The 301-nt window shown below is 70.8% G+C and carries 1 pseudogene; it reads left to right on the top strand.

Annotation, left to right across the window (positions count from 1 at the left end):
* Positions 1-74: 74 nt before the first annotated feature.
* Positions 75-301 (top strand): annotated as a pseudogene (locus tag SJ20_RS01630) (AMP-dependent synthetase); the annotation flags it as partial.

Below are 301 nucleotides of genomic sequence, written 5' to 3'. Positions count from 1 at the left end.
GGTCTGACAGTAGTGTTCCAGATCACAGACCCCCGGCCAAGGATCCGTTCAGCAGCCACCCCGAGGAGGGACCCATGACCGTCCAGGACCCCACCGCCGTCGCCGCCCCGTCACCGACGGAGGTGTTCCGCGCGGCCCGCGACCTGCTGGTCGAGTGCCAGACCGACGACGAGCGCGCCCGCGCCGAGTTCGAGTGGCCCCGCTTCGAGCACTTCAACTTCGGCTTCGACTGGTTCGACCGCCTGGCCCAGGACCCGGCCCGCGCGGACGTGCCGGCGCTGATCATCGCCGAGGACGACGG

Source organism: Micrococcus sp. MS-ASIII-49 (assembly GCF_000946635.1).
In the GTDB taxonomy this organism is placed as follows: Bacteria; Actinomycetota; Actinomycetes; order Actinomycetales; family Micrococcaceae; genus Micrococcus; species Micrococcus luteus.
This window is presented reverse-complemented; position numbering and strand designations above follow the sequence as displayed.